The sequence below is a fragment of the Arthrobacter sp. W4I7 genome (genome assembly GCF_030816215.1).
GTDB lineage: Bacteria > Actinomycetota > Actinomycetes > Actinomycetales > Micrococcaceae > Arthrobacter > Arthrobacter siccitolerans_A.
Window position 1 is genome coordinate 841640 of sequence record NZ_JAUSXU010000001.1, and the last position, 22663, is coordinate 864302.

18 protein-coding genes and 1 pseudogene are annotated in these 22663 nt (G+C 60.2%); 12 read left to right on the forward strand and 7 right to left on the reverse strand.

Going from position 1 to position 22663, the window contains the following annotated elements:
• Positions 1 to 110: 110 nt before the first annotated feature.
• The 3 genes from QF047_RS03895 to QF047_RS03905 all read right to left on the reverse strand — a co-directional run bounded on the left by QF047_RS03895 (position 111) and on the right by QF047_RS03905 (position 3821).
• Positions 111 to 1181, reverse strand: coding sequence for a glycosyltransferase (locus QF047_RS03895; RefSeq protein ID WP_307274194.1), 1071 nt, complete (start codon positions 1179 to 1181; stop codon positions 111 to 113).
• 810 nt (positions 1182 to 1991) lie between these two features.
• Positions 1992 to 3113 carry a glycosyltransferase gene (locus QF047_RS03900; protein ID WP_307274197.1) on the reverse strand — a complete coding sequence of 374 codons (1122 nt, stop codon included), beginning with the start codon at positions 3111 to 3113 and terminating at the stop codon, positions 1992 to 1994.
• A gap of 513 nt (positions 3114 to 3626) precedes the next feature.
• On the reverse strand, positions 3627 to 3821 hold the full coding sequence (locus QF047_RS03905) for a hypothetical protein (RefSeq protein ID WP_307282130.1): 195 nt from the start codon (positions 3819 to 3821) through the stop codon (positions 3627 to 3629).
• Here QF047_RS03905 and QF047_RS03910 point away from each other — a divergent pair.
• The 6 genes from QF047_RS03910 to QF047_RS03935 all read left to right on the forward strand — a co-directional run bounded on the left by QF047_RS03910 (position 3754) and on the right by QF047_RS03935 (position 12720).
• On the forward strand, positions 3754 to 4848 hold the full coding sequence (locus QF047_RS03910; protein ID WP_307274198.1) for an ISL3 family transposase: 1095 nt from the start codon (positions 3754 to 3756) through the stop codon (positions 4846 to 4848). The genes QF047_RS03905 and QF047_RS03910 overlap by 68 nt on opposite strands.
• 345 nt (positions 4849 to 5193) lie before the next feature.
• Positions 5194 to 6411, forward strand: a complete 1218-nt coding sequence (locus QF047_RS03915) for a transposase family protein (protein WP_307274200.1) — start codon at positions 5194 to 5196, stop codon at positions 6409 to 6411.
• A 361-nt stretch (positions 6412 to 6772) separates the two neighbouring features.
• On the forward strand, positions 6773 to 7654 hold the full coding sequence (locus tag QF047_RS03920) for a WecB/TagA/CpsF family glycosyltransferase (protein WP_307274203.1): 882 nt from the start codon (positions 6773 to 6775) through the stop codon (positions 7652 to 7654).
• Positions 7641 to 8615 carry a glycosyltransferase family 2 protein gene (locus tag QF047_RS22305; RefSeq protein WP_373427739.1) on the forward strand — a complete coding sequence of 325 codons (975 nt, stop codon included), beginning with the start codon at positions 7641 to 7643 and terminating at the stop codon, positions 8613 to 8615. The genes QF047_RS03920 and QF047_RS22305 overlap by 14 nt, the downstream gene beginning before the upstream one ends.
• Positions 8616 to 11034: 2419 nt before the next feature.
• A complete protein-coding gene (gene galE / locus QF047_RS03930) occupies positions 11035 to 12060 on the forward strand; it encodes a UDP-glucose 4-epimerase GalE (RefSeq protein WP_307274207.1) in 1026 nt (341 codons plus the stop codon).
• 450 nt (positions 12061 to 12510) lie between these two features.
• Positions 12511 to 12720 carry a hypothetical protein gene (locus QF047_RS03935; protein ID WP_307274210.1) on the forward strand — a complete coding sequence of 70 codons (210 nt, stop codon included), beginning with the start codon at positions 12511 to 12513 and terminating at the stop codon, positions 12718 to 12720.
• A gap of 598 nt (positions 12721 to 13318) precedes the next feature.
• Here QF047_RS03935 and QF047_RS03940 read toward each other — a convergent pair.
• Both QF047_RS03940 and QF047_RS03945 read right to left on the reverse strand, forming a co-directional pair.
• The gene (locus tag QF047_RS03940; protein WP_307274213.1) at positions 13319 to 14245 is read right to left on the reverse strand and encodes a DDE-type integrase/transposase/recombinase; all 927 of its coding nucleotides are present in this window, start codon (positions 14243 to 14245) and stop codon (positions 13319 to 13321) included.
• Positions 14217 to 14537: a hypothetical protein gene (locus tag QF047_RS03945; RefSeq protein ID WP_307274216.1), complete on the reverse strand. Its 321-nt coding sequence runs from the start codon at positions 14535 to 14537 to the stop codon at positions 14217 to 14219. Before QF047_RS03945 ends, QF047_RS03940 begins: the two co-directional genes overlap by 29 nt.
• A 1588-nt stretch (positions 14538 to 16125) precedes the next feature.
• Here QF047_RS03945 and QF047_RS03950 point away from each other — a divergent pair.
• The 5 genes from QF047_RS03950 (at position 16126) to QF047_RS03970 (ending at position 20503) form a co-directional block, all read left to right on the forward strand.
• Positions 16126 to 16272 carry a hypothetical protein gene (locus tag QF047_RS03950; RefSeq protein ID WP_307274219.1) on the forward strand — a complete coding sequence of 49 codons (147 nt, stop codon included), beginning with the start codon at positions 16126 to 16128 and terminating at the stop codon, positions 16270 to 16272.
• A 329-nt stretch (positions 16273 to 16601) separates the two neighbouring features.
• Positions 16602 to 17825, forward strand: coding sequence for a MinD/ParA family protein (locus tag QF047_RS03955; RefSeq protein WP_373427793.1), 1224 nt, complete (start codon positions 16602 to 16604; stop codon positions 17823 to 17825).
• A gap of 278 nt (positions 17826 to 18103) precedes the next feature.
• Positions 18104 to 18250: a hypothetical protein gene (locus QF047_RS03960; protein WP_307274225.1), complete on the forward strand. Its 147-nt coding sequence runs from the start codon at positions 18104 to 18106 to the stop codon at positions 18248 to 18250.
• Between the two features lie 93 nt (positions 18251 to 18343).
• Entirely contained in the window at positions 18344 to 19666 is a 1323-nt protein-coding gene (locus QF047_RS03965) for an O-antigen ligase family protein (protein ID WP_307274227.1), read from the forward strand.
• A gap of 36 nt (positions 19667 to 19702) precedes the next feature.
• Entirely contained in the window at positions 19703 to 20503 is an 801-nt protein-coding gene (locus tag QF047_RS03970; RefSeq protein WP_307274230.1) for a hypothetical protein, read from the forward strand.
• Here the strand turns inward: QF047_RS03970 and QF047_RS03975 are convergent.
• Positions 20490 to 20831, reverse strand: a complete 342-nt coding sequence (locus QF047_RS03975; RefSeq protein WP_307274233.1) for a hypothetical protein — start codon at positions 20829 to 20831, stop codon at positions 20490 to 20492. The genes QF047_RS03970 and QF047_RS03975 overlap by 14 nt on opposite strands.
• Positions 20810 to 21100 carry a hypothetical protein gene (locus tag QF047_RS03980; protein WP_307274236.1) on the reverse strand — a complete coding sequence of 97 codons (291 nt, stop codon included), beginning with the start codon at positions 21098 to 21100 and terminating at the stop codon, positions 20810 to 20812. The genes QF047_RS03975 and QF047_RS03980 overlap by 22 nt, the downstream gene beginning before the upstream one ends.
• A 1152-nt stretch (positions 21101 to 22252) precedes the next feature.
• Between QF047_RS03980 and QF047_RS03985 the strand changes: the two are divergent.
• Positions 22253 to 22633: pseudogene (locus QF047_RS03985) on the forward strand (MinD/ParA family protein); the annotation flags it as partial.
• Between the last annotated feature and the right edge of the window lie 30 nt (positions 22634 to 22663).

Genomic DNA, 22663 nt, shown 5'->3' on the forward strand with positions numbered 1-22663 from the left:
GTGGCGGGTAAAGTGTTTCCTCGCGACGACGGGCTAGCTGAGGAAAGAGGGCTAAACTTGTCGACCGGAAGCAAAAAGTTCAAGTAACCGCCGGCACGCTGACATAGGTGCTAAGAATGGCTTCTTGAGGCCTTCGGACGGATCGCACTAACGCTGGCATAGAGGTCGAGATACTCGGATACACCACGGGCGGGCGACAAGTCGATAGGTAGCGGATCCGCCCTTGTCTCTTCGATGTGGGGCCTCCGCTCAACACTTTTCACCTCAACGTTCCATAGATCTTGGTCGATGGGAAGGACGGTCACATTCGGGAAATCGTGTGCCCAGCGTAGGCCTGGTACGTTATTCACGATTGCCGGTAGTCCGACCACGAGCGCTTCCGCCAGCGCAATTCCAAGACCTTCGTGTCGACTAGGCAGGAGAAACACGGAACCTTGAAGCAAACTGGTGCGAGGATCCGAAGTACCTCTGTGGCGAAGTCTGCCCTCTTCCTCCAACGCGTCCAGAATGCTAACTTCCTCCTTCGTAGCTCCTGTCTCGTCCCCATGGAAGTAAAGGTCCAGGCCTGAATTCCGAACCGCTTGAAGGGCCAGTACCTGGTTCTTGATGGGCGAGGAGTTGCCGACAATAACAGCTGACGGTTTGCCGACCTGCATGGTCCGCGCCTTCCGAGCCTGGAAATATGTATCGTCGACCCAGTTGAAAATCGTGCGTGCATTTCTGTTGTACGAACGCTCGTTTTCGCGTACCTCGGGGGATACGGCAACAAAATCGGCAACGATTTTGTCTGCCGCCAGGCCTTGGAGCCGTCGGCTTAGCTTGGCTTTGCCAGTCGGTCGGAAGATGCTGTGAACGGTGCGCACGATCGGCGTTCCTGGTAGTGAGGCTCTCGCCACCAATACTGAGACGACGAACGCACCTTCCGTATGAATGTGGACGACATCAGGGCCGATTTTCCGCAGTAGGGTCGCCCAGGCTTTGGCGCCACTATAGGTCTTGACCGATGGAATGACTTCAACTTTATAGCCGGCTTGGGTGAGATACTGCGCGAAAGGCTGTTCACTGCCTTGACCGACGATGATCGTTTCTACGCCCGCTGCTCGGAAGTGGATGGAGGCGGACAAGAACATGCGCTCCATGCCGCTTGGCCGCAGTGCCCCCATGAGATGGACGATTTTCATGGAGCCACGCTAACACGCTGCTGATGGCATTGATGCCAGGCAGCAGTGATGGCGTTGGATTGCCTTATGGTTACCTTGACTCCTACCTCCGAGGTTCCGCACATAATGGGAGCGGCAGGATTGGAATACCAAGTTCCTGCTCTCCTAGAAAAAGGAAAGTGCACCCAGCGTCGACGCGTGAGGCGTTTTTGTTATGGATTTGATCCTCTTATAACGGGCCCGATGCGTCGTCTTTGTATAGTCTGCATAACCCCGGGTCAGTACTCACGGTGTTTGCTCGCCATATTTACGGGGCCGGGAGAAGGGGGCATGCCCCTTGGGGAAATGCTTCAAGCGGGAGCATTGAGCATAAAGAATTTATTTCAAATGGAAAACCGGCTCAAACTCGTAGAGTTTTTCAGTCAGTGCGCCCCTAAGGAGTAGCAGAGGACCAGGCAGCGATGACTAGATCGCTACTGCTGTCGAGGCAGTAACTTTCGCGGACCTGCGCATGGCGTCTTTCTTGGTTTTGTCGCCTGTACAGGCTCGGTGCGATGATTGGCAGCCGCTGCTTACACTGCTACGCATTCTGCCTAACATCCACTCGTTAAGAACGAAGCGTACTACGAATCTCGCGGCCACCTGACTCGGGAAACTGCCAGTACTAGGGCGAGCAAAACTGGGCAATGTCTGTTGGGGAAAGACTCCCGAATCTAAGAGTCGATTGAAAGGATCCGGTCCCAAATCGAAAACGGGCTGCGATATAGGAGCCGTACCTGGCCGCTGTGAACCGTAAGAAGTCGTCAGTGATTATGAACCGCTGTTTCATCCCTACTGTGCGGGTTTAGGAAAGAGCCTTTCCCACCTCGTAGTGGATACTGCTAAGCTCCGCTGCTCAGATATGAACTGGGCCCCATTCTGTCCGCGCCTGGCCGCAAGGCCCGGAGTTGATATGTATGTCTTCAGTTCGTCGGCGATTGCTTTGACGTCAGTGGTCCTAACCGTCGTGCCCGCATCTGCGGCGGCGATATCCAGGGCGACTTGGCTCTTGTCGGACCCTAGGAACAGGCATGCCCGGCCCGCGGCCATCGCAGCGTAGGCTTTCGATGGGACGCATGTTCCTGTCACTCGCTCATCCAGGATGGCTACATGAAGGTCAGCCGTGGCGTGGAGCGCTGGAACTTCATAATCTTCAACTAGGTCAACAAATTGGACATTGCTGAACCCGGCCCCTTTTACAATCTCGCGGGCTTTCCGGACCTCTGACCCGCGCCCGGCAACCAAGAGGACGGCATTGTCATTCTCAACCGAGCCTACTGCTTCAATCAGGGCTGCCATTGGATGGTTACTGCCGGCTGTTCCGGCATAAATCAGGACGAATTGGTCATCCCTCAGCCCGAAGCGCTCGCGCAGGTTCTCTCCTGTTACCGATGGTTCTTTCCAGATCGGAATCACTATTGCGTCTTGGCTGGAGACACGTTTGACAGCCTCTGCCATACACTGCCCGAGCACTACGATGTGGTTAGATGCGCGCAAGCCGAGATTGTCCCAGAACTCAACTACTCGATTCCGCGGTAATAGCCCAGTCTGTAGGCGCGACACTTGATTCGAATACATGTCGAGCACCCATGAGACATTGACAATTCGATTGCCGGAAAGAAAGCGCGGCAAAACCCCTACGAGGCGAACGCCAGTTGGAACATCAATCGCGATTATTGCGTCGATGTCTCTGCAACGTGCCACCGAATAGCCCAGAGCCTTCGCCAAGTAGATCCATTGGTCAAGGGTCTTGCGCCGCGGACGTAGCTTCCTGTCCACTTTAAGTGCCAGTAGTACTACGTTGTTGTGCTCTCCTAGCATGGCCGTTAGTTCGCGAACCATAGCCGAGACCGCATCCCGTTCCTCGTAGGCGTAGGGATAGAGGATGAGAATCTTTTGCTTCAGGTTAGGCACGTGCCTAACCTAACAGACCCGCGCCCGTTGGTCCTGTGGGGGAGGTTCTGCCAGGTCACTCGTACCCACCGGGGAAAGCGCAGGGAGCTAGTCAATTCGTGTGAGTGCTCTGGACGTGAGACGGCGTCCACCGGTTCGGGTGACACCATCGGAGCAGCGATTGAAGTCCAAGATAGCCTGATAGGTGAAACGGTGGTCGGTGACGGTGCGGTAACCGCCACTGGCGCTGTTATCACCATTGGCCTCGGGGATAGGTTTTCCGGCTCTTCGCAGATGAGCGTGGTTAGGCCGGTCTGAGGATACCGCCGCCGGGCTGGGGGTTTTCGGTGCGGCGTGGTACGGCGGGAAAGAGGTCAGGGCCTCTTTGAATTGGTAGCGACCAAGCAACCAAAACCCAAAAGAGACCCTGACATGACTAACTCTATGTCTTGTTCCCATGGCCAGTGGTGCACGCGCGCCGATGCGCTGCTCGGTGTGGAGGGCATCCACGTCAGTGCCGTTACGACAACCGCGTCAGGCCTGGTTCTGCACGTCGAGACCGGTGATGATCTTGCCGGTTGCCCTGACTGCGGTGTCGTTGCGGTCGGCCATGGACGCCGCCAGGTCCGGCTCCACGACATTCCCTGCTTTGGGGCGGCCCGTGCGGCTGCTCCGGGCCAAGCGTGTCTGGCGCTGCGCGGACCCGGAGAGCCCGAGGACCACCTTCACCGAGGCGCACCGGTTGGCAGGACCACGGGCGAAACTGACCGCGCGTGCGGCGGCGTGGGCGACTGATGCGTTGCAGGGTTTCGACGCGTCGGTCTCCGCCCTGGCCCACCAGCTCGGCGTCTCCTGGCACACGGTCTGGGACGCCATGAAAGTTGAAGCCACGCGCCGGCTTTCAGCCACCGGCCGCCTGACAGGGGTGAACGCGCTCGGCGTGGATGAGCATGTCTGGTCCCACACCGGCCCACCAGGGTCCGGCATGGTCACCGGGATCGTGGACCACACCCGCGACGAGAACGGCGTAGTGCACGCCAGGTTGCTGGACCTCGTCCCGGGCCGGTCCGGGAAGGCCTACGCCGACTGGCTCAAAGACCGCGGAACCGAATTCACCACCGGCATCAAAACGGCAGCGCTGGATCCCTTCCGCGGCTACGCCAACGCGATCCGCGACGAGCTGCCCGAAGCCATCACCGTCCTGGATGCGTTCCACGTCGTAAAGCTCGGCTCAGCCATGGTCGATGAAGTCCGCCGCAGGGTCCAGCAGGACACGCTCGGGCACAGGGGCCGCAAGGGCGATCCGCTCTACGGGATCCGCCGCACCCTGCAGATCGGAGCCGAACAGCTCACCGACAAACAGGCCGCCCGGCTGGACGCGAAACTCACCCTCGGGGACCCGGACCACGAAGTCACCCTCGCCTGGCAGTGCTACCAGAAGCTCCGCAACATCCACCACTCCAGACCCGAGCGGGGCAGGGAACTCGTCAACGAGGTGATCACATCATTCCCGTCCTGCCCGATCCCTGAAGTCTCACGACTGGGGCGCACACTCAAACAATGGAAGGCAGCGATCCTGGCCTACTTCGACACCTTGGGTGCTTCGAACGGCCCCACCGAAGCCATCAACGGCGTCATCGAAACCACCCGCAGAATCGCCCGCGGCTTCCGCAACTTCACCAACTACAGACTCAGATGCCTACTCGCCGCCGGCGGCCACCGCCCCTACCGGAACAAACAGACCAACCATGCCTAGTGGCGAAGGGCCGGTTTTCCCGCGCCCGTGGGATCTGCCCGTGGGATCTACCGGGTCGGAGCGACCATGCCAGCCCAAGCGCTCACCGAGCACCCTAAATGCGCCTACCGACCACAAGTCGGGATATTCGGTAGCCGCCCAACAGCCAAGCAGTGAGAAGGATAACGCCCAGAGTTGGCGCCTTTAAAGTGAACGTTTTGATCGTGCCTTGCAGGAGCGCGCTTTGACTCATGGAAGATGCGCGCGTAGAGGGTATCGAAGAATCATTTGGTGATGCGCGCGTATCGGGGTGTCTGCCGCTGCCGGTCCGCCGGTAGGAGTAGCGCTGCTGCTATGGAGCTGACGATGAGCGAACCCAAGGCTGTGACGAAGGTTCTCGCCACGGAATACCGCCGTGCTTCCAAGGCCAGGAAAGGCGAGATCCTGGATCAGATCTGCGCGGTGACGGGGTGGCACCGTAGCCATGCCCGCAAGGCGTTGAGTCTGGTTCTGACGATCAGGATTGCCCGTCCACGCCCTCCGAAGGCATTGGTCTATGACGAATCCGTGATCAACGCGCTGCGGTTCTGCTGGGCCGTGCAGGGGACGCCGTGCGGGCGGCTGCTCGCCGCGGCCTTGCCCGACCTGGTCCCGCGCCTGCGCCGGTTCGAGGAGCTTCAGATCGAGGACGGGACGGCGGATCTGCTGTTGCGGATAGCCCCCGCGACCATCGACCGCCGGCTCAAGGGAGACCGGGTCAAACTGGAGCCGCGAGGACGGTCCCATACCAAGCCGGGAACGCTGCTGAAGGACTCCATCCCGATGCGGGCCTGGGCGGAATGGAATGATGCCAGACCTGGATTCGTGGAAATCGATCTGGTCGGTCATGAGGGCGGCAATTCCCACGGCGAATTTTGTTTCACCCTTGACATCACTGACATCGCGACGGGCTGGACGGAGACGGTGTCGGTGCGCAACAAGGCACAAAAGTGGGTGTTCGCCGCGATTAAGGAGGCGAGTGCGAAGTTCCCTTTTCCCATCCTGGGCATCGATTCAGACAACGGATCAGAGTTCATCAACTGGGGACTGTTCCGCTGGTGCGAGCAGGAGAAATTGACCTTCACACGATCCCGGTCAGGGAACAAGAACGACGGCGCCCACGTGGAGCAGAAGAACTGGCACATCGTGCGTCAGACTGTGGGTTACCACCGCTATGACACCCCCGGCGAACTGGAATTGCTGAACAGGATCTGGGAGCTGCAGCGGCTGCTAACAAATCACTTCGGGCCCCAGCAGAAACTCGTCTCCAAGGAGCGCAACGGCGCTAAGACCACCAAAAAGTATGACCTGCCTGCCACGCCTTATCCGCGGATTTTGTCCGACAAGGGCACGGTCAGCGCCACGGTCAAAACCAGGCTTCACCGGGAGAACCAGCCGCTGAACCCGGCCGCCATCCAACGCCAGATCCAAGCACTTGCAGCCGAACTGCTCACCCTCACGACCAGCAAACAAGCCGCTAAAACCAAACCAGCCCCGCGCGCACTTCCGCATGATTCCACGAAGAAAGCTACACGCGCATCTTGACATGATTCCCCGGGGAGCGCCAGCGGTGTTACCACCCTTTTCGAGCTCGCTGATGGTGACCGTAGCTTTCTTGATACTCACGATTTTGGCGGTGGGCCCAGAGCCTTTGATAACCAGCCCCTGCATCGTTACGCGCGTTTGCTCATCTTCACGACTCACGGTGACAGTGTCGGTCTTTAGCGGCCCTTAGACTTGGGGAATGAGTCTTTTTAGGTGGCAGTCCCGAAGCCTGCACGGCAGGACGCGGGTGGTCTATGACTTGGCCTGCATCCCATTTGGGCAAAGGTACCGTGATGGGACGTGCCAGCGGTGCGCCTGGTCAGAAGGCGACGGGTTCTAGAGGTACGGCCGGTATTGAAAAATGCTGCAGCATCCGACGATCTTGTTACGGGCGCTGGCTTCGACGATTTTAGGAACAGTAATCAAAAACAATTCAGCTGAAACATCGCTTCCAGTCCCTGAGAGAACTCGTCCTATCCTTGGCGTCAATGTTCTCGGGCTTCCGCGCGATATTGCGGCCGATTACCTCGAGGGCCTGCTTCGTAGCGGGAGGCCGGCCAGAGTGGCCTTTGCGAATGCCAACCTCGTTAACATGACGTCAAAAGACGAGCAACTGAAGACAGCTCTCACAACGTTCATCGTCCTGAACGATGGCGTTGGGGTGAATACTGCAAGTCGCCTGCTGCACCGAGAGCCGTTCCCTGACAACCTCAACGGTACGGACTTTACGCCTTATTTTCTCGACCGCTGCCGCATCCCCCTGCGGATCTTCCTCCTAGGTGCTACGCCCTCGGTGGTTGTTCGGGCAACGCATATTTTTGCTGAGAGATGGCCTCGCCACTGCATCGTCGGATTTCACCATGGCTTCTTTGAACCGAAGGATGAGGATGAGGTTATTCGCCACGTGCGAGCCACTGCCCCTGACTTAGTGTTCGTGGCGATGGGCAACGGCCGTCAGGAGCGGTGGGTGGAGCGCCTTGTTCCGGAGTCAACTACATCGGCTTGGGGGGTCGGGGCTCTCTTCGATTACCTCAGTGGCGAACAGCGGCGTGCTCCCGGCATTGTCCGTTCTGTAGGGCTGGAATGGGCCTGGCGACTGTGGCAGGACCCTCGACGCTTAGCTAGACGGTACGTTGTGGGAAACCCTAAGTTCCTCTTCAGAGTTCTTTGCGAACTTACTTACAACACGGTTTTTGCGCGCACCGTTAAGAAGCACCTGAGGGGGGCAAATGGTCGTAAATGATAAGCCGTTTCGAGTAACGGTGATCGTGATCAGTTACCGAAGGCCGGAGGGTCTGCTGAATCTTCTGCGTAGACTCGATAGGCAGGAGTCTCGTATCGCAACTGCGGCTTTCAAACTAGACGTCGTTGTCGTAGACAATGACGCCGCGGCGTCTGCGCTTCCCGTCGTCCAGGCGTTCGAGAAGTCCGGAACCATCACGGTCCGATACGTCGTCGAGGCACACCAGGGTATTCCAATAGCCCGCAACGCCGGCCTCGCGTCCGTTCCGAACGATAGTCACTTCATCTGTTTCATCGACGACGATGAGTGGCCGAGCCCGGACTGGGTCGAGCAGATGCTGCTCACACAGCAGGCGACGAATGCTGATTGTGTCCTGGGTGCGGTGATCCCGGTGTATCCGCCTGATGCACCGAAGTGGGTGGTTCGTAGCCGCGTTTTTGAAAGCTGGGCATTCCCTGATCAAGCGCCCCTGACTGCTGCAGCGACTAATAATGTCATGGTTTCGGCCGCATTCATTCGGCGGGTGGGCATCCGATTCGATGAGCGAATGCGAGTTTCCGGCGGATCCGACTATTTGTTTTTTCGTCAGGCCGTAGCCATGGGCATGAGGATCGTCTGGTCAGCGGGTGCGCCTGTTTACGAATCAGTCCCCCGAACTCGTATGAACATACGTTGGGTCCTACGCCGACAGTACCGGCTTGGTAATACTTTCGCTGTGGCGGGTAGGCTTTCGGGCAAACTGCCGCAAGTGCTTGCATGTGGTTTTAAAGGCCTCCTTCGCCTCGGTCTTGGAGCAATTATGCTTCCCGGCTTAGCTGTGTCGCCATATCGTGGCATGCGCGCTCTTGTCCATGTTTTTAGGGGGGCAGGAATGATTGGCGGATCATTCGGGCACATTTTGGAAGAGTATTCGCAGTCACGGCTGGGTGCCGACCGATCGGCTCGCAGCCATAGTATTTAGGCCTTACACTGCTGGGGACGGTGGACCTATTCAGCCGCTTATGTTCCGGTCTTGTATAGCCCTAAGCACTGGGAATGAAACCTGAGCTACATTGGGACCTTTCGACTCGCCTGAACCAGCGCGGCTTGACGCCCCTGGCGAAGCTGGTGAAGGCCCTAGACTACGTCCTTTTCAAGGCCGTCCTGCCTTACGAGTGTCGGTTGTCGCCGGATGTTAGCTTTACCACAGGGGGACGGCGACGGTTATCCTCCCAAACACAACGTCGTGGGCTCGTGTCTCCATCGCCACCGTGTGACATTGGGGCGGGCAGGGTGAGACGCCGGCCTGCTCCATCGTGGTCGAGGACGGCGTAACCCTCGGGGCGGCGCCGTCATCATGGCGAAAGCCGGGGTGCCGCTGGTCGTTGGCAGCGGCGCGGTCATTGGCGCGAATGCACGATTACCGGCAGCGTGCTCCGGAGCGGTCATCGTCGGAGCAAAAGCCACCCTGCTGGAACGTGCCCTATAACCAGCTTGTCGGGCCCAAAGTTCATAAAGGGACGCAAAGGGTAAGGGGCGTCAAAAACCGCTCCTATTCGCCTCTTTCCGGGGCTTCTTTTCTTAGGCCGCATCATCTCGTACAGGCACCCTGCCACGACTAGGGCTATTCCGAGCCAAATTAGTGGGTCATTCTCGCTATAACCCCTGCCGATGTAAGCAAACGATGAAGCCGAGGACGATAAGTACGATAGTGGCAACTACGACACCATCATGCCCTATCGGATTGCCCGGTAGACTCAACGTGCAACGCTGAATCCGTATCGGGGAACTAACTATGTCCACGCTGCTGATGTAAGGTCCCACATGGTGCGGGCAATCAACTCGGCAGTTTTTGTCGCGCCTGTTGCCGTCTTTCTGTGGCCCACCATTACATCATCCTTCGAGGAAACGTCGCTGGGCGCGGACGTAACCACGTTCAACTCCCGGACGACCGTTTGGAGTCTGGTCGGGGATCATTGTACAGAACACCCCGTGCTGGGCTGGGGCGCCTTCACATTTGACAACAAAACCGGCTCGCCGCTCTCAGCACTTTTTTCAACAACTCGCACAAGCAGTTCCTTGAAGCCTGATTGAGGGCGGGGGTACTGGGGCTAATGCTGATGGCCGGCGTCGCCGTAGTTTTAGCCTGGTCGGCATTCAGATCGAGAGACGCTCTCTATGTGGCCGTGGTTGCCTTGACATTGTTCTTCATGGTGACCGAGGTGCCCCTGGCTTTGCATAACTACGGGTTCAACTTCTCCGTCGTTCTCGGCGCTCTTCTGCTGGCGATTTTTATTCCAAGGCTTACTGACCACTTCAGGCCGGGGTCAGAGGCTCCCAAGCGGGCAGCCCGGCAGGACGCCCACCTAGATACGATCGATAGGGCATGGAACCTGCGGGCGGACGCCGGGGGCCAGTACAACCTGACCCGCGGTTCTCGATGCGCTGTGCGGTGGCGTTGTGCGAATCGGTGATGGTGGGCACGAACTCGTTGTTTCGGTAGCAGGTGATGGTGTTGCCCTTGGCGACGACGCAGAGCCGGTCGCCCGGACGGGGACGGGCTACGGAATCCCGCGTGGTGCCCGTGGTGGTGGGGCTGGTGATCGTCCCGGCGACACGTTTTTGCGCCCGCCGTGCCCGGTCGGTGCCGAAGCGCCACCAGTTGCTGTCGTCGGATATTCGGGGACAATATCCACGACTCGTTGAGTGCCCCAAGGAAGTCGATGGCCACGTCCACATCCGAGAGGGCGGACTCATACCAGCCACGCCCGTTCGCCACTGCATAGGCTTTGCCGCCTTGGATGCCGAGGCTTCCCGCGCCCACCGTCCACGCCTGCCCTGTGACGGCGGCGCCGATTGTGCACGGCACTGTCGGCGCGGTTGAACCCGTCTCCTAGGACGACCGGTCTGCGTCCCGGTGTTCGCTGCTAGCCGATCCTGCTCAATCTGTGCCCGCTGCTTGGCTGTGCCCTGAATTGGGGAGGGTGATGTTGTGCAGCAGCGCGAGCCGCCATTCCTCACATTGACGTCAAGATCGTGGGCGGCATTTACCATATGCTTGCGAACTGCCTGCATGAAACTGCGGGGGCGCGCTTGTACTACCTGACCTCCACGGGTGGGCTGGTATGGACGGGAGAGGTTGAGATCCCAGCGATCCCCGCGACCGGGTAGCAGGTTCGACGCATCCCGTCACCACTGCTCCTGCATGGTGCCCATGGCCTGCGACCCGCTGCGCTGGGAAGTGTGGCTATGCGGCGTCAGCCCGAACAACCTTCCGTCGTACATGTAATTCTTACGAGAGGACGGGGACACGCAGGCCGGATACCCGCCGCGCCACAAACAAGTGCAATTATGACTCTTGCTGTGCGGATTGCGCGAGTAGTCCGCCTACAATCTAACCCGTGAAGGTATTGGTTACCGGCGGAGCCGGGTACATTGGGTCGCACACAACGCTTTGCCTTCTAGAAGAGGGCTACGATGTCGTAGTGCTCGACAATCTTACAAATTCGACATCAGAATCGTTACGACGCGTGGAAGGGCTAACCGGAAAACGGGTCTTTTTTTGCGAGGTTGACTTGCTCGACGCCCTTGCCGTTGATCGGGTATTTGAAGAGAACCAATTTGACGCCGTCGTCCACTTTGCTGGCGTGAAGGCAGTTAGTGAATCTGTGGAAAGGCCTCTTTTTTACTATCGGAACAACGTGGTTGGCACCCTGAACCTCCTGCAAAGCATGGAAAGGGCGAATGTGCGCCGATTGGTATTCAGCTCGTCGGCGACTGTATACGGCGCTTCTGAAAACGTTCCACTAAACGAAAAGTCGCCCTTGGACGCCACTAACCCCTACGGTCGGACCAAGGAGCAGATAGAGGACATTCTTTCTGACTTGGGCGCTGCTCATCCGGACTGGTCTATCGCCTTGCTCCGGTACTTCAATCCTGTCGGGGCACACGAATCGGGTCTCATCGGAGAAGACCCGCAGGGAGTTCCCAACAACCTATTGCCCTTTGTGGCTCAAGTAGCGGTAGGGCGCCGCGAAAAGGTGCTGGTCTTCGGCAATGATTATCCAACAGCCGACGGCACAGGGGTCCGGGATTACATTCATGTCATGGACCTCGCGGGCGGGCACCTTGCCGCCCTTGCCTATCTCCAAAAAAGGACTGGTGTCTTCCGCTGGAACTTGGGAACAGGACGCGGCTCCTCTGTGCTGGAAGTTATAGACGCCTTCGGGCGGGCAGCCGGATTTGCAGTGCCCTTCGAATTTGCCCCAAGAAGGCCTGGCGATACGGCCGTCAGCTACGCAGATCCGTCGGCGGCGCTGGCGGACCTTGGATGGTCAGCGCGGAAAAACCTCAAGCAGATGTGCGAAGACCATTGGAGGTGGCAGAGCAGCAACCCCCAAGGTTTTGCGACATCCCTAGGACGTTGACCTCTGAGATGTAGGTCTGGGTGTCAATTGCCCATAGGTGAGCGGCTCCTGGATTGTGGTTCCGGGGCCGCTTACTAGTGCCGATCCGGTGCGATGTTTGTGCGGGCGGGTCGATTTCGACTCGGCAGTGTCAGGCTGATATGCGCGGATTGGTACCGCATGACGATATGTTCGGCTGGCGACGTTTCGGAGGTCTAGCTTCGAGCGTCCAACGGGTGAGTGATCCGGGTGCTCATAGAGATCGTCCCGACTTGTCTCCGCGTGCTGCCCATCGCACTTGCACTGCGTCCCGGAGGGGCACGTTCAGGGTCAGGCCGCGTTCATTCGTTGTTCTTGCTGGAGCGGGGCGGCCAGTGACCAGCACCAGCCGGCGAGCTCGAGCGATCGCGGCGTTCGCCTTGCCTGACATCTTGTGGCGGTCGTCGAAGTGTTCCCCTTGTTATGGAGGCTATGGTTTCCTTCCAGGGCGCGGATGCGGGTTGCCGGGGCGACGAGATCGAGCTGGCGCAGGAGGCGTTCCCCGGGCCGGGCGTAGGGGCGCCGGTGCTGCCACGCGGCTTGGATGAGGAGTCTGCGGGCGTAGGTGTTCCCGGCTTTGGTGATTGGGCCCGGCGCCTGCACTGGCCGGAGGAGTTCTCACTAGGTACCAGCCTCAAATAGGAGCCGATGGTGGAGCCGGTGAAGCGGGTTCAGTCTCCGATCTCCACGGCCAGCCCGAACGCGGTCGTCATCTGAATGCCGCGCAGGCACATCAACGCGTAAATCACCGGGGCGTAACGGCATGCCACGGCCGTAGCGGCGACCTCTTTGTCGACGCGCGCCAGATGCGAGGCGAGCAGTTCGGCCTGCTCGACGTCGGCCTCATAGGTGAACTGCAGCGCCGGTTCGCCGAGGTTTTGGCGGTGCAGCCACTGGATTTGTTCCTTTGTCCACCGGGCGTCCTTGGGATAGCGGATGCCGGACGCAGCAGGATGGAGTTCACCTGTTGGCGGGCATGTGCGAGGTCGCGGGCTGCGCCGGAGCGCAGCCGCGATAAGTCCCGCAGCGCTTCTTCCTCCAGATCCGGGATACGCACCTCGGTGACCGAGCCCACGGCGAGCACCGGGGCATCCCGCCGGTCGGTATTAATGCGGTCTCCTGGCGCGCGCAGCAGTTTCGAAGACGCTGCGACCATACAGTTGATCCCCGCGGCGTGCAGGTAACGGGCCAGGACGAATCCGGTAGGACCAGACTCGTAGACAACCCCCGGGGAATCATGTCAAGATGCCCGGCTGGGTTGGTTCGTGGAATCATTTGGTTTTGCCCGGATAGTCGGTTGGGCTTTCGGACCCTGTTTGGCTGTCGTGACGGTCGAGAGTTCTGTGCACAGGGCTTGGACCTGGCGCTGGATGGCGGCCGGATTCAGGGGTTTGTTTTCCCGCTTCAGCCTGGTCTTCACCTCCCGGGGGACGGTGCCGGTGTCGGCCAGGACGCGCTGGAACGGGGTCGCGGGCAGGTCGTATGTCTTGCTGATCCTCGCGCCGGTTCGGACTTTCGCAAGGAGTTTCTGCTGCGGCGCGAAGTGGTTCGTCAGCAGCCGCTGGAGCGCCCATATCCGGTTCAGCAGCTCCAGCTCGCCAGCGGTGTCGTAACGGTGGTAGCCGACGGTCTGGCGGACGATGTGCCAGTTCTTCTGCTCCACATGGGCCCCGTCGTTCTTGTTCCCGGACCGGGAGCGGGTAAACGTTAGATTCTCCTGTTCGCACCACGTCAGCAGTTCCCAGTTGATGAACTCCGAGCCGTTGTCCGAGTCAATGCCCAGAACCGGAAAGGGGAACGCCGCGGTGGCGTCCTTGATGGCAGCGAACACCCATTTCTGGGCCTTGTTTTTCACCGACCGGGTTTCCGTCCAGCCGGTCGCGATGTCAGTGATATCCAGGGTGAAACAGAACTCGCCCCTGCTGTTCCCGCCCTCGTGCCCGACCAGATCGATCTCCACGAACCCCGGGACGGCGTCGTCCCATTCCGCCCACGTCCGCATCGGAATCGAGTCTTTCAGCAGTGTTCCCGGCTTGGTATGGGACCTGCCCCGAAGCTCCAGTTTCGCCCGGTCCGCCTTCAGCCGGCGGTCAATGGTCGCCGGTGCGATCTTCAAAAGCTGTGACGCGGTACCAGCATCAATTTGAAGCTCTTTGAACCTGCGCAAGCGCGGCACCAGATCCGGCAGCGCGGCTGCGAGGAGCCGCCCGCACGGAGTCCCCTGGACCGCCCAGCAGAACCGTAAAGCCTCGATCACGGACTCCCCGTAGAGCGGTGGCCGGGGCGCCTCTGGGCCGGGCGATTTTCAGTACCAGCGCCTTCCGCAACGACTTGCGGGCATGGTCCCGGTGCCAGCCCGTCGTCGCGCACAGCTCATCCAGAATCTGCTTCTTCGCCGCCCGGTCCGACCTGGCGTAACGGGTAGCGATGGTCTTCGTGACAGCTCTGCGTTCACTCATCGAAAGCTCCATGGCTCACACTGCCGAAGCGGCGGACACCGTCCCGGCTGACACGCCGCTACGCGGGCATTCTCAAATGATTCTTCGAATACAGCTACGCGGGCATCTTTGGTGAGTCAACGCGCAACCTTGACGCCCGGTTCGAAGCGGCGGAAACTATGGTCAAACATAGCCCGGTCCTCCCAAACCTCACATGTGGCACTACTCTTGCACTCTACGAAGAGCCGCCAGGCCAAGGGAGCCACTAATGGCAACCCACGGAACTGTGTAACAGAAGGTCCCGGCCTAACCACCTATCCCGGCTGCCCGCCCGGGATAGAGGCCCATGACCGCCCCGGGTGCCAGGCCCGCAGCGCCGCCCCTGCCACAGAAGGCAAAGGAAACCAGACCAAGCCGGCGCTGCCGGGACGCCCGGGGCGATAGTGGCCAGCCCGGACGGGCAGGGTTGCTGTCACTTCATATCGTCTAGCGAGCGCACAGATGGTATGGGATATCCCTGAAGGGCACTCCCCCATGAAGCGGTTCCAGCGGGCACTGCGATATTAAGTTTTGAGGTGCAACAACCAGAAAAAGCGCATATCGAAGGTTCCTCGGCTCTTTTCTACCTGAGCTGGCCACATCACGACGACCTCCCGATCGGTACGCGCACGGCCTTACGCGAGTAGCCCAGCCCTCGTTCAAGACTCCTTTCCTGCGCTTCGCCTTATCTCCGCGCTTCGCCACCGCTATGAATTCTTCATGCCCGGCCACGGGAGGCTTTGGAACGACTGGTTGCTCGAACCATGGCCAACATGATGGCCATTGCCGTGCGCCCGGAAGAGCTCCATCTGCGAAGGACCGTCTCCACCAAGCCCGGATTCGTCGCAGAAGCCATTCTTCAGTGCGTGCGGGCATTGCATCTGAATACCGAAACCGGCGCTTCTGGGAGTTCTTCATTCCGGTCCGGCCGGCGAACCTGCCGAATACCCCCTCCGCTACAATCTGGAGCCTCACGAGTCGGGCAAGATTGTATTGTCGTTGTCCTCCGTACCTTTAACGGTGCTCCACCCACCAGCGCGGCTGTTTGCAACACGGTGAAAGAGGTTAAGCTGATTCTTCCGGACGAGTACTCCGGCTGCGACCTTGCTGACACGAGCGCGGGTGGGGCGCTCACGCGAACGGTGCTGGGCAGCAGGAGTTCGTGTTCGTCACGAGCGCGGAAGTTGTCTGGGGGCGCAAGCTATCATCTATCTTTGACTCAGTTGGGCCATGGCTGCTTCCGAGCGACCATTCGAAGGTGACTACCGTTCCGTAACAATGTACGTGACTTGAACAAAAATCGAGGCTGTGTTTTAGCACGTCAAACATGAGTAAAAACGCTGGCATGTACCACTTTCGGTACTTTCGCAAGGAGTTGAGGCGGCGGAATATAAGGGTACTTTCCTATTTGTTGCTGTCCGCTCTGTCCTGGCCACGGCGGCCGTGGTGCTGATGGCCCTGCGCGGGTAACCTCTGCCGGCATAGGCGGTTATTGACAGAACTTGTTATTCAGTTTGTCACGTGGTTGGGTCATAGCTGATGGGGATCACTCTGACCGATGGAGGCTGTTGTGGCTGTATCCGAGTTCGCCTTTGCGCTCTGCGCGCTGTTGGGCACCCTGCTGGTTCCTTTCTTTGTCCTCTACCAGATGCTGCGGCTCAAGCGCCGCGCCGTTCGGGTCTCCGGTCCCGCGGCCTCACGAGGTTACCGCCGCTAGCCATGCCGTACGTCGACATCAACCCCCATAAAGGTCGTCCCAAATGGCAGGGCTATACCCTCCTGGCTGTCCTCTTAGTCCTCACTGCGGCTGTGGTGTCGGCCGCCCTGATGCGCGTCTGACCAAGCATTAACCGCGAACCCCCTAGACTTACTGTTTGAACCAGTGCAGCAGAACAGTTTTCCGAAACGTCCTGGGGGACAGACATGCCGGATCCGGCGGATCAGAACGCCCGCGCCCATGCAGAGGATGCAGGGCAGCCGCAGCGGCGCCGACGCCGTGACCTTCGTCGCGACGACGGCGAACTGACGGATGCCCGGACAGGAACCATGCCAGCCGTAACACCGAACATTTCCAGCCATCCCGACGCCGGCCAGCCGGTAACGAGAAGGACTTCCTGGGCTGAGGCGGCCGCCGCAGCCCAGGAAGCGAAGCCAGCAACCCACATTCCGGCCCCCGCCCGGGAGCCGGTATCCGCACCGGCTGCCCGGCAGGACACCGGTACCTCCATGTCAGCCGGCGCTGACACCGAAGCCGTGCCGCCGCTGTCGACCGCTCCCTCGGAAACTCCGGCCTTCCGCCGCAGCCGGCCCACCGTTGCCGGCGCCATTGCGGACAGCCCGATGCCGGACTTCATCAGCTCGCCCGGGCTGTTCGTGAAAGAGCAGAAGCCGCGGCCTGTGGGCGGTTTCCGCGGGGCGATCTACAAGATGACCGGCGGCGCCTGGAACCTGGGTCCCGGTTCGAAGCAGCGCCAGGAAGAAGAACTGGGGCGCCGCATTTCCCGGCAACTTCAGGGCAGTTACAACACCGCGGTCCTGAGCCTCAAGGGCGGCATCGGTAAAACCTCCACCACAGTGGGGGTTGGCCTGACCCTTGCGGAGTACCGGGGTGACGCACCCTGCGCGATCGATGCCAACCCGGACTCGGGTGACCTTGTGGAGCGTGCCCTGGGGGAGGGGATCTACCAGCAGGCCAGTCCCCGCACCATCACTGACCTGCTCCGCAACATCGACTCCATCGACTCCCTCACCGGACTGGCCCGCTACATGCACCACGCCGGCCGCCTTCACCTGATAGCGGGGGAGCAGGACCCGGAAGTTTCAGATTCGCTCACTGCTGCCGAGTACCTGCGGATCCGCAAGCTCATCTCCAGCTACTACTCGGTCGCGCTGACTGACTGCGGCACCGGCGTCACGCACAACGCCATGAGCGGGATCCTGCAGTCCGCCGACAACCTCGTCATCGCCGCCGGCTACGCGGTCAGTGGTGCGAAGCGAGCCCGGAGCACCCTGCACTGGCTCGCAAGCCACGGGTACGAGGACCTGGCCCGGAACGCGATTGTAGTTATTACAGATAAGGACGAGGTGTCCTCCCGGGTGGACAAGGACGCCATCGAGGAACATCTTTCCGGCATCTGCCGAGAGTTGATTGCCGTACCACATGACCGCGGTGTGGCTGACGGGGATCTAGTTACCCTGGATGTGCTCAAGCCCGAGACGCGGCGCGCTTACAAGGAGATTGCTGCTGCAATTGTTGACGGGTACCGGTAGTCACCAGGAAGCAGGTTCGGCCATCTTCCGGGGGATCGCGTCCTGACACGAGCGTCGACCGGTTTCTTAGTCATCCGGCAGGTGAGTTCAGGGTGCCGTGATCACTGCCTGAGAGCAGACGCTCAGCTATCACTACAGGGGTTGACATCTATCTGCGCTACTCAACTGCGTCCTGCACTTGCGTTTGCAAGCGTAACTCGACGTGGCTTGTAAGACCGGAAGAGTGAACCCTAGTTCGGGAACTTAACCGGTCTTATTGGCCCCCTTATGATGGGGGCATGTTTGTTGAGAATGCAGCCGATTTGGATCTTCTCGATTGGATCGTGGCGTGGGGGGTTGTGATCCTCGTGCCCGTGATCGGGATTGCGCTGCTTGTGGAGGGTTTCAAGTGGCTCCACTCGATGCTCAACCGCTACTTTCACTGACGGTAGAATCTAGGGCATGACTACTGGGGGAAATTCCAAGCCGAAGCCTGACTTCGTCATGCCTATCACGATGAAGGAAAGCAGAGAAGAAGGGTGACTCTGCTCCTGCTCGTCGGCGGGCTGACCGTTTTCCTTCTGCTGTCACTCCAGGCAAGCAAGTACCCGCAGATTGTCCTATACGCTTTCACGGCAATCACAGCGGCGGCCTGGGATTGGCCGATACTTCCGGCTGTTGGCTCGGTCGGCGGAGCGTCGATCTTCCCGGAGGACGCTGTGGCCGGAGTGATGCTTCTGACGTTGGCTTTCCGACCTCAGCGTTTTTGGTCCGCCGTGAGACCGTACCTTCCCATCGTTCTGGTGACTGTGATTGCCGTTGCAGCATCCCTGACGTGGGGGGTGGCTATATACGGCGCCGGCGGCCTGAACGAGTTCCGGTCGTTTCTCTACCCGCTTGCCGCCGTCGCCTGGGCATTGAATCAGGATTGGGCCAGCGACGCATGGCAGGCCAGTATGCGGTGTTGGGCAATTGCCACCGGGCTGATGCTGTCCCTGGTTGCCGCCGCACATATCGCGCTCTACGGCTTGGGAAAGGCTGATGGATTCGTCCAGTCCGCATTCAGTGGCAGCATGCAGACAGCTCGTCCTCTCACTGCGGGTCAGGCGATCCTGGTGGCCCTATGCGGCGTCTATTTGCTCCATGGCTTAGGCAGTAAAACGCGCAAGGGCTTGGGGTGGGCTGCCCTGTTTATTGGCGTGACTCTCGTGGCACAGCACCGCTCGGTCTGGATAGCGCTGGCGGCCGCGTTACTCGTGTTGTTCCTCAAGGTGCGCGGCGCGGCCCGCGCACGGCTCGTTCTCGCTGCCGTGACCGTGGCTTTTGCGGTAGCCATCCTAGCGCTGTCCCAGACCTTCAATCCGCTCTCGAATGAGTTTGCTGAGAAGGCTGGCGGAACTAAGACGTACAACGACCGCGAGCAAGGTTGGACTGCGCTTATCGGCCAGAACTTGGAAGAGGGCATGGGTCCCACCGTTTTCGGCAGCCCGTTTGGGACCGGCTGGAAGCGGATCGAGAACGGCGTATACGTAGAATGGGCGCCGCACAACTGGTACGTGACCGTCTACCTGCGACTCGGGTTGTTCGGCATCCTCGTATTCGCATGCCTGCTAGCAGCCGTTCTCTGGCGGCTGCTCCGCACACGGGACGTAGGGACCGCCGCCGCTGCATTTGCGTTGATGTTGGCCTACTGTTGGGCGTACTCACTGCCTTATCAAATAGCCCCATTCTTTGCCTGGGCAATGTGGAGCGCCAGCAAGAGGGAGGCACGGCAAGTAGAAGAGATTCCGCCTCTACCTGCCGCGCTCCCCATCTGGGTTAAGCCGAGCAGCGCCTCCACACCATACGCGACTCACCGATAGTCAAACTGGTCTTATGGGCCCCCGTATCATGGGTCCATGACTTCTGGGGGAGAGCGTAAGCGCGTACTTGTTTTGGTGCTGGCAATGGATGCCTATCCGTGGCGGATGATCGAGGACGAGGGGCAGCGGAAAACGTGGTCTGCTGCCCCATCCGTTCCAGTCTTCTACCTCTATGGCAGGTCAGGGAAGCTCACGCGCACCCTTGCCCGTTATGTACAGTCTGGCGTGCGGCGCTGCGCGGGGGGACGCTTCTTTGGCCTCTACAGTCGTTTTTCCGGATCTTGGTTTGCTGGCCGCAAGGTGCGCACGGAAGGGGACAAGGTCTACACCGGGGTTCCGGAGACATACCTGAATACGAACGCCAAGAACATCGCCGGCCTGCGCCACCTTTTGGCCACGCAAGAGTTCGACTACGTGTTCCGCACGAATTCGTCCAGCTACGTCAACCTCGCAATGCTCGATGAGTATGTCCAGGACCTCCCGGAGGTTGACTACTATGCTGGTTTTATTGGCGAGTCCGGCGGCACCCGTTTCGCCTCGGGGACCTGCACCCTCATGTCCCGCGACGTGGTGGAAACTGCCGCAACCGACCGATCATGGGAGTTCGGCCTGATTGACGACGTCGCCATGGGCCGTGCGATGGCGCGGGCGGCAGTCGAGGTCCAGCCTCTCCGCCGGGTTGATGTCCTGACGCCCGAAGACCTGAGCGCCTTGACCGCCGAGGACTTACGGGACACCTTCGTAGTTCGCTGCAAGAGCAGCAGTGGACGCGGGCGCGACATTGAAGCCATGCACCGCGTCCACCAGCTCTACTCCGAGGCCGCTACCGAGTCGTAAGCGCCGAGCGCTTCCAGCCGGTTGAGGTGTTCATGTAGACGTAGTTGTCATCCTTGCGGATTTCGCCCGTCGTCCCAACAGCATCAGCGGACGATGCCGGGGTGGAGTTCCCCGTGATCTTGAGCGCGGCGCCAGCAGTGCTGATAAGCCCGGTAGCGATAACCTGCCCTCCTGTGGTGAGGTTAGCTCCCACCACGTTGGTATCCCACAGGATGTTGCCAGATGCGTAGCCGACATACCCCCGCCGCGTCAGCGTCCCGTCAGCACCCGGCTGGTGGAACTGCAGGTGAACGAACTCGCTGACACTTACCTGCCAGCCTTCGGCCACGGTACGGGCGCTGCGGGGCTGGTGTTGTGGAAAGCAAGGGCCGCTGAGGCCACTGACGTATCGGTCCGTGAACCGATAATGAGTGCAGACGGCTGCTTGCCGACGTACCCGAGCTTGGCGGCCCACTTAGGCTGCTGTCCACCAATGCTCTGTTCGTGGTTGCCGCCGTCCACGTAAGCAACGCTGGCGCGGAACTCCTGCGCCTGGAGGATGTCGAACGCTCCCCGGACGCCGACGATGAACCGGCCCCAAATGTCGAAGGCACCCATGCGCCTGACCGGGACCTGGCCGCCCGCGATAGCATCCCCCGGCAGGGTAGAGGCTGGTCTTGTCGCTGTTTGCCGGGTCGTTGGGATCGTAGCCCTCGGTGTAGCCGATGTAGTAGGACTGGGTCGCGGCGGATGATTTCTCCGCCTGCACTTCCGCCCCGGTCACTGCCAGCCCGTAGGAGACGCAGGACGCCCAGAGCCAGGTAATTGTCTTTGCCGCTGCGGGTTTCGTGCAGGCCGCTGGTGCGGTAGATGTTCCGCTGCGCCATATGTTCGGAGATGAGGGACGGCTTCGCGCCCACGGCGAACGTGATGCCGTCATTCGACTTGGCGACGACAAGGGTGCGCCCGCCGTTGCCGGATTGGTTGTTGACAGGTCAACGCCTGCTGCGCCAATGGTCTGGAGGAACAGGTGTGTCCTGCCATCTGCGCTGCGGGTTGCATTAACGTGGGGGACGGCGAGTCCTGTCAGGCTTGGGACGGACGCTTCCGCCCCCCGCCGCGCCGTTGGTGGACGTGCGCCGCTGGACGACACTCGCCTTTGAGTAGTACATCGTGAAGGTGGTGCCGTCGTTCACGATGCCAGGGCTGATCATAATGGTGCGGGCAGTCGGGCTCGTGCCAGTGGTATCCAGAACGGTTGACTCGGCCGACCATGTTACGCCGTCCGTGGATGCGGAGCATGATCTGTTCCATGTTGCCGGTCGGGTCGTGCTGCCGGTCGTACAGGTACATTGTTCCGCCGACGAGCACCAGGTCCGGGTCGGAGTTCAGCGCGGGCGGTACCGGCCGGCTTGGGGTCAAGCGGGTTGCTGATGCCGGTCGGCTCTACCCAGTTGTGCCCGTCATTTGAGACGAGCCCGCAGGGGTTTTCATACCGTGCGGCGGCACGCCAGTAAGGCGTGTATGCCATCCAGTAACGCCAGCCGTTCCACTTCCCGGCACCGGCATCAACCACGTCGGGATGGACGCCAGAACTGGAAACGTCCGTCGGGGACTGGACCGAAATGGAAGCCGCTGGAACCGAGGGAACCATTGGCCCGGCGCCTGCGGCAGAGAGCTCACCCCTGGTGGCATAAGTGGCAGTTTGTTCCCCGTCCAGATTTCTCAGTGACGGCACCAATTGCGGATCAAGCCTACTGTTCCTAGCTACTGACCGCCTGCGGTACTGGGGTGACGCACAACGCCATGAGTGGGATCCTGCAGTCCGCCGACAATCTGGTGATCGCTGCTGGCTACGCCGTCAGCGGTGCGAAGCGAGCCCGGAGCACGCTGCACTGGCTCGCAAGCCACGGACATGAGGACCTGGCGCGGAACGCAATTGTGGTGATCACTGACAAGGATGAGGTCTCCTCCCGGGTGGACAAAGACGCCATCGAGGAACACCTCTCCGGCATCTGCCGTGAGCTCATCGCCGTCCCGCACGACCGCGGTGTGGCCGACGGCGACTTGGTCACGCTGGACGTGCTTAAGCCCGAGACCCGGCGTGCTTATAAGGAGATTACTGCGGCGATTGTGGACGGGTACCGGTAGTCACCAGGAAGCTGGTACGGCCATCTTCCG

Excerpts from the sequence above, each read along its gene's own strand:
- QF047_RS03970 (WP_307274230.1), top strand. The coding sequence starts at position 19,703 with ATGACTTCTGGGGGAGAGCGTAAGCGCGTACTTGTTTTGGTGCTGGCA.
- QF047_RS03955 (WP_373427793.1), top strand. The coding sequence starts at position 16,602 with ATGCCAGCCGTAACACCGAACATTTCCAGCCATCCCGACGCCGGCCAG.
- QF047_RS03915 (WP_307274200.1), top strand. The coding sequence starts at position 5,194 with ATGAGCGAACCCAAGGCTGTGACGAAGGTTCTCGCCACGGAATACCGC.
- QF047_RS03945 (WP_307274216.1), bottom strand. The coding sequence starts at position 14,537 with ATGAGTGAACGCAGAGCTGTCACGAAGACCATCGCTACCCGTTACGCC.
- QF047_RS03895 (WP_307274194.1), bottom strand. The coding sequence starts at position 1,181 with ATGAAAATCGTCCATCTCATGGGGGCACTGCGGCCAAGCGGCATGGAG.
- QF047_RS03980 (WP_307274236.1), bottom strand. The coding sequence starts at position 21,100 with ATGGGTGCCTTCGACATTTGGGGCCGGTTCATCGTCGGCGTCCGGGGA.
- QF047_RS03960 (WP_307274225.1), top strand. The coding sequence starts at position 18,104 with ATGTTTGTTGAGAATGCAGCCGATTTGGATCTTCTCGATTGGATCGTG.
- QF047_RS03935 (WP_307274210.1), top strand. The coding sequence starts at position 12,511 with ATGGTTTCCTTCCAGGGCGCGGATGCGGGTTGCCGGGGCGACGAGATC.
- QF047_RS03920 (WP_307274203.1), top strand. The coding sequence starts at position 6,773 with ATGCTGCAGCATCCGACGATCTTGTTACGGGCGCTGGCTTCGACGATT.
- QF047_RS22305 (WP_373427739.1), top strand. The coding sequence starts at position 7,641 with ATGGTCGTAAATGATAAGCCGTTTCGAGTAACGGTGATCGTGATCAGT.